Source organism: Pseudomonas sp. R62 (genome assembly GCF_000257605.1).
In the GTDB taxonomy this organism is placed as follows: Bacteria; Pseudomonadota; Gammaproteobacteria; order Pseudomonadales; family Pseudomonadaceae; genus Aquipseudomonas; species Aquipseudomonas atacamensis.
The window spans coordinates 2,571,593-2,577,839 of the sequence record NZ_JH635998.1 but is presented as its reverse complement, the minus strand read 5'-3'; the positions used below and the strand labels follow the sequence as shown (position 1 = coordinate 2,577,839).

The 6,247-nt window shown below is 59.4% G+C and carries 6 protein-coding genes; 4 read left to right on the top strand and 2 right to left on the bottom strand.

Annotated features, from left to right (window positions below):
- Positions 1-80: 80 nt before the first annotated feature.
- Complete coding sequence (mutM, locus tag OQK_RS12565) at positions 81-893, bottom strand: bifunctional DNA-formamidopyrimidine glycosylase/DNA-(apurinic or apyrimidinic site) lyase (RefSeq protein WP_016772703.1); 813 nt, start codon at positions 891-893, stop codon at positions 81-83.
- Between the two features lie 12 nt (positions 894-905).
- Positions 906-1,718 carry an HDOD domain-containing protein gene (locus OQK_RS12560; RefSeq protein ID WP_160769650.1) on the bottom strand — a complete coding sequence of 271 codons (813 nt, stop codon included), beginning with the start codon at positions 1,716-1,718 and terminating at the stop codon, positions 906-908.
- 228 nt (positions 1,719-1,946) lie between these two features.
- Between OQK_RS12560 and OQK_RS12555 the strand changes: the two genes are divergently transcribed.
- From OQK_RS12555 to OQK_RS12540, 4 genes are all read left to right on the top strand, one after another.
- Positions 1,947-2,486 (top strand): type 1 glutamine amidotransferase domain-containing protein, encoded by a 540-nt coding sequence (locus OQK_RS12555; protein WP_016772701.1) that lies wholly within the window; start codon positions 1,947-1,949, stop codon positions 2,484-2,486.
- Between the two features lie 162 nt (positions 2,487-2,648).
- Positions 2,649-3,845: a class I SAM-dependent rRNA methyltransferase gene (locus tag OQK_RS12550; protein ID WP_016772700.1), complete on the top strand. Its 1,197-nt coding sequence runs from the start codon at positions 2,649-2,651 to the stop codon at positions 3,843-3,845.
- Positions 3,846-4,296: 451 nt separating this feature from the next.
- On the top strand, positions 4,297-5,370 hold the full coding sequence (locus OQK_RS12545) for a SagB family peptide dehydrogenase (protein ID WP_016772699.1): 1,074 nt from the start codon (positions 4,297-4,299) through the stop codon (positions 5,368-5,370).
- On the top strand, positions 5,367-6,247 hold an 881-nt coding region (locus tag OQK_RS12540; protein ID WP_016772698.1), incomplete at its 3' end, for a diiron oxygenase. The genes OQK_RS12545 and OQK_RS12540, both read left to right, overlap by 4 nt.

Sequence of the window (6,247 nt, the reverse complement as noted above, 5' to 3'; positions counted from 1 at the left end):
GAAGAAGACTTGCAGGACTTTCATGGCACGATCCTTCGGGCTGAGCAGTGAGACTTCTCACTATAGACCCAAGGATTTTTTCAGGTCTGGCAGCGCGGGCAAAACACGCTGGCGCGCTGGCCCAGCTTCACTTCGCGCAGGCCGGTGCCGCAGACCTTGCAATGCTGACCTCCGCGGCCGTAGACAAACAGTTCCTGCTGGAAATAGCCCGGCTGACCGTCTCCGCCAATGAAGTCGCGCAACGTTGTGCCGCCACGCTCGATGGCGGCGGCGAGGATGCGCTTGATCTCGATTGCCAGTTTCAAGTAACGCCCGCGGGAGATGCCCCCGGCTTCGCGGCGCGGATCGATGCCGGCGGCGAACAGCGCTTCGGTCGCGTAGATATTGCCGACCCCGACCACCACCGCGTTGTCCATGATGAACGGCTTGACCGCCATCGAGCGCCCGCGTGACAGCTGGAACAGGCGCTCGCCATCGAACAGATCGGTCAGCGGCTCCGGCCCGAGGCGAATCAGCAGTTCGTGATTGAGCGGGTCGTTGCTCCACAGCATCGCACCGAAGCGTCGCGGGTCGGTGTAGCGCAGGGCCAGTCCCGACTCCAGTTCGATATCGACGTGCTCGTGCTTCAACGCCGGCAACCCGGCCTCGACCAGACGCAGATTGCCGGACATGCCCAAATGGCTGATCAGCGTGCCGATCTCGGCGTTGATCAACAGGTACTTGGCGCGCCGCTCGACCAGCACGATGCGCTGCCCGGACAGACGCACATCGAGGTCTTCGGGGATCGGCCAGCGCAGGCGCCGGTCGCGGACGATGACCCGGCTGACCCGCTGGCCTTCCAGGTGCGGGGCGATCCCGCGACGGGTGGTTTCGACTTCCGGCAGTTCAGGCATGGTGTCCTCGGATCAATGCGCGCCGAGGTCGCGAATCGTTTGTTTGAGTGTTTCGAAGTCGTAGTCCGACAGACCGACGTAATCGAGCACCAGCGGGCCGACCGCGCTCCACTCGAAATCCTCGCTCTGGTTGCCCAGCACGCGATAAGAGGCGCAGATGTGCTCGGCCATTTTCAGTATCGCCAGCAAGTTTTTCAGCTGGCTGTTCTTCGACGATTCGTCGCTGAAAATCGCCAGCGCGTTGTGGTGGTTGGCGATGGCGGCGCTGACATGCTCCGGCAGGCGCCAGGACTTGGCCGTGTAGTAACCGACCACGGCGTGGTTGGTGTTGAACACACGGTTTTCCGTATCGACCACGCGGCATTCCGGGCTGGCGCTGGCGTAGGCCTCTTCCAGCACGGTCATGTAATTGGGGAAACGCTGCAGCATCAATGGCACGCCGCAATCGTGGAACAGGCCCAACGCATAGGCTTCGTCACCGGCCTGGGTGCCGATGCGCTTGGCCAGGGTCAGGCAGGTCATCGCCACATCCTGCGCGGTGTCCCAGAAACGGTTGAGGGTGACGATGGTATCGTCGTTCATCTCGCCCTTGATCGACTGCGCGTTGATCAGGTTGATGATCGAGCGGCTGCCCAACAGGTTCACCGCACGCTGAATCGAGGTGATCTTGTTGCTCAGGCCGTAATACGGCGAGTTGACGATTTTCAGCAGCGCGCCGGACAGACCGGGGTCCTGGGAGATCAGTTTGGCGATCACCTCCAGGTCCGGGTCGGGCATGTACTGCTCCATTTGCAGATCCACCATGATCTGCGGTTGCGCCGGCACACTGATGCCTTGCAGCGATTGTTGAATCTGTTCGGTGGTCAGCTCTTGGGACATAAGTACACACTCCGGGGCAGGCGGCGATTCTAACCGCTGAAACCGCAGGGCGACACACCGATGGGCACATCGTCGGAACTTTCATCTGTGCCCAGGCTTCGGAATCAGTAGGGCGCATCGGACCTCAATGGTCCGCTGCGAAGGCAAAATCTCCACAGACTCAGGAGCTTACCGATGGCAACTTCCCTCAATGGCAAACGCGTCGCTATTTTGGTTACCGATGGTTTCGAACAGGTCGAAATGACCGGCCCCAAGGATGCCCTGGAGCAGGCTGGCGTGCAGGTCGATATCCTCTCGGCCGAGGCCGGCACCGTCAAAGGCTGGAACCATGACAAACCGGCCGACGACTTCCCCGTCAGCAACACTTTCCAGGCTGTGAGCGTCGATCAATACGATGCCGTGCTGCTGCCGGGTGGAGTGCAAAATTCCGACACCATCCGTATCGATCAGGATGCTCAGCATCTGGTCAAGACTGCCGCTTCGGCGGGCAAGCCGATTGCCGTGATCTGCCACGGCAGCTGGTTGCTGATCTCGGCGGGACTGGTCAACGGCAAGACCATGACCAGCTACAAGACGGTCAAGGACGATCTGGTCAATGCCGGGGTCAACTGGGTCGATCAGGAAGTGGTCAAGGACGGCAACCTGATCAGCAGCCGCCAGCCGGATGATGTGCCGGCGTTCAGTCAGGCCCTGATTGACGCACTGGCTGCATAAGAGCTGAAATCGCTTTCGCGAGCAGGCTCGCTCCCACAGGTGGATGCATTCCAAGTGTGGGAGCGAGCCTGATCGCGAAGGGGCCACCCGCTTTTCATCGCAGGCCAGACCGGAGCACGCCTCAACACGCTATACTCCCGCTCTTTTTTCCGGAGCGACGTCATGTCCCTGCCTAGCCTGCGCCTCAAAGCCAACGCCGACCGTCGCCTGCGCAACGGCCACTTGTGGGTCTACAGCAACGAAATCGACGTGGCCGCCACGCCTCTGCACGGCTTCAAGGCTGGCGATCAGGCGGTGCTCGAAGCCGCTGGCGGCAAGCCGTTGGGCATCGTCGCCATGAGCCCGAACAACCTGATCTGCGCGCGCCTGCTGTCGCGCGACATCAAACTGGCCCTCGACAAGTCGCTGCTGGTGCATCGCCTGAACGTCGCGCTGTCGTTGCGCGAGCGTCTGTTCGACAAGCCGTTCTATCGTCTGGTCTACGGCGACTCCGACCTGCTGCCGGGTCTGGTGGTCGATCGTTTCGGCGACATCCTCGTGGTGCAGATCGCCTCGGCGACCATGGAAGCGCACAAGGACGACGTGATCGCAGCGCTGACCCAAGTGCTCAAGCCAAGTGGCATTCTGTTCAAGAATGACTCCGCCGCCCGCGACGCCGAAGGTCTCAACCGCTACGTCGAAACCGTATTCGGTCTGGTACCGGAGTGGGTCGCGCTGGAAGAGAACGGTGTGAAGTTCGAAGCGCCGGTCATCCAAGGGCAGAAAACCGGCTGGTTCTACGATCACCGTATGAACCGCGCGCGCCTGGCACCTTACGCCAAGGGCAAACGCGTACTTGATCTCTATAGCTACATCGGTGGCTGGGGCGTGCAGGCCGCTGCGTTCGGCGCCAGCGAAGTGTTCTGCGTCGACGCCTCTGCATTCGCCCTCGACGGTGTCGAGCGCAACGCCGCGCTGAACGGCTTCGCTGACAAGATGACCTGCATCGAAGGCGACGTCTTTGAAGCCTTGAAGGAACTCAAAGCCAGCGAAGAGCGCTTCGACGTGATCGTTGCCGATCCGCCGGCCTTCATCAAACGCAAGAAAGACATGAAGAACGGCGAAGGCGCCTACCGTCGTCTCAACGAGCAAGCCATGCGCCTACTGACCAAGGACGGCATTCTGGTCAGTGCTTCGTGCTCCATGCACCTGCCGGAAGACGATCTGCAGAACATCCTGCTGACCAGCGCCCGTCATCTGGACCGCAACATCCAGATGCTCGAACGTGGCGGTCAGGGTCCGGATCATCCGGTGCATCCGGCCATCGCTGAAACCCGCTACATCAAAAGCATCACCTGCCGTCTGCTGCCCAACAGCTGATTGCGCTTGAACACCGGGGAGCCACTGAGCTCCCCGTTTTTTTGCGCCTCCTCCGCCCGTTTTTTTCACACTCGACATGAGTGGCCTGCTCTCTTCCTACAACTTCTTTCTCGCCGCCTTGCAGGAAGTTTCGTCATGCCTGTAAATCATGGAAATTAAACCTACACAGTAAGCCTCCTGCAAAAGATCACTCCGACAAAATTACTGGAATATTCCTACTTAATATCTGCTTGCCAATATCCGATTACAAACTAATATGAAGTTGTCGCAACGAAGCGACTCCAACTACCAACGAACAAGGAGTTCACATCATGAAAACCATTTATCTCGAAACAGACAAACTCGCCAACCTGGCCTTTCTGGTTGCAGCCACCGGCCGCTAAGTAGCCTGGACGCTGGAGAGTGCCGGCACTCTGGCGTCCATCAGACTTTTCCTGAGTGATCTGAACCCATGTATATCAATCCTTTTCTTTTTATATTGCCGCGCCCGCCCGGACAAGTTGTCTGGAACTACAAGAACCATACTCAACACGAACTTGATCTTGAATACTCCCATCGCCTCGCCAGCCTTATACACAACCCTGATATATTTGACCCCAACAACATAATAGACAGACAACTTCTGAACGCAGGCATTCTAACAACTTCAAAAATAGACAGCCCGGATTGGGGCTGGGATGAACTATCGAAGATCTATCACATCGGCACACAAAATATACCTTGCGCACATACGCCTCGGAATATCCACGAGTGGTCCAGGCAATATCTGGCGCACTGCAGCGAAGTGCTGGCGAAGCCGGAACCTGCGAACACCCCGGCGCCGCGATCAGTGCAGCCCTTGATTACCCTGCCCGTACCGGGCGCCATTAATGATGACAGCCTGACTCAGGCCTTGATGAGGCGCAAAACCTGTCGTTCCTACACCGGTGCCGCGGTGACACTGAACGAGGTCGGCACGCTGCTGTATCTGACCCTCGGCTATCTTCCCCCGCGCGCAGACGCCCACGCCGATCCGGTCGCGCCGGGTCTCGAAGCCCGCCGGAGCTGCCCGTCCGGCGGCGGATTGAACGCCTGTGAGGGATTTGTCCTGGCGCAAAATGTCAGCGGGCTGGAACCCGGCATCTACGCCTACCACCCTGCCGAACACGCTCTGAGTCGGATCAATGCGCTGCCGGATCCGGAACTGGGCCAATTGCTCGGCGGCCAGCACTTCATCAACAACCTGCCGCTGGGCGTGTTCATCACCGCCAGGTTTGATCGTCTCTGGTGGAAGTACGAACACTCGCGCGCCTATCGCATGGCATTCATCGAGGCCGGTCATCTCTCGCAAACCTTTCAATTGGTAGCAACGACGCTGGGGCTGAACACCTGGCTGACCGGCGCATTTGCCGACGCACAGGTTGAAACCCTGCTCGGCATCGCGGGCAGCGCCGAGCAACCGTTGTTCTTTGTCGGTTGCGGCGAAAGCGATGGTCACACCATGTGCCAGGAAATGCGTGATCTGCTCAGCGGAGCACAGTCATGATTCCCACGGCGATGGACGAGAGCGAAGCCCCGGTGTCATGGTCGCTGAAATTCACGCTTCCAGACTGGGAGAGCCGTGCATCGGTACGCAGCAGTACCCATGACTACCGGTTACCGGGCGATGTCGAGCAGCAATTGCAAACCCGCTACTGGTTCCCCCCGGCCTTCGTGCCCTATCTGGCGCATCCGGCCATCCAGGCCAAGGGTCGCGAAACCCTGCACCGCCTTACCGCCAATCATCTGGTGTATTTCCTCGATTACACCACCCTGCTCGAACACCGCATCGTCAACCGCGCCGTGGAAGTCATCGCGCACCGCGAACTGCCCATCTACATACCGCTGCCGATGAAACATGCGGCACTGCAGTTGTATACCGACGAGGGCTACCACGCGCTGTTTTCCAACCAGATTGCCGAGCAGATCGCTGCGTATTACAGCATCACCCGGCGTCCGGTCATTCCGAAGCGGATCAGCCGCATGAACGCCTTGATCGCGCGCACGCCGGAGAAAAACCGCGCTCTGGCCTGGTTCCTGCTGGGATTTGTCTCGGAAACGATCATTGCCCGCGAGTTGCTGGAGGTCTGCCGCGACACGCTGGTGTCCAGCGTGAACGACATGCTGCGTGATCACCTTGCCGACGAAGCCCGGCACAGCCGCTATTTCGCCGAAGCCTTCCATTACTTCTGGATTGCGATGAACAGTCGTCAACGCCTGTTCTCCAGCAAGACCCTCGTGGAGATCATTTCCATCTTCTTCGAAGCAGATGAAGGCTGGCTGCAACAAAGCCTGCGTTCGGCCGGTATTGCCGAGATCGACGTCATGGAGATTGTCGGCGGCACGGCAACGGTGCAGGCCAACCGCGCCCGTGCACGCGTTGG

Excerpts from the sequence above, each read along its gene's own strand:
- mutM (WP_016772703.1), bottom strand. The coding sequence starts at position 893 with ATGCCTGAACTGCCGGAAGTCGAAACCACCCGTCGCGGGATCGCCCCG.
- OQK_RS12555 (WP_016772701.1), top strand. The coding sequence starts at position 1,947 with ATGGCAACTTCCCTCAATGGCAAACGCGTCGCTATTTTGGTTACCGAT.
- OQK_RS12550 (WP_016772700.1), top strand. The coding sequence starts at position 2,649 with ATGTCCCTGCCTAGCCTGCGCCTCAAAGCCAACGCCGACCGTCGCCTG.
- OQK_RS12545 (WP_016772699.1), top strand. The coding sequence starts at position 4,297 with ATGTATATCAATCCTTTTCTTTTTATATTGCCGCGCCCGCCCGGACAA.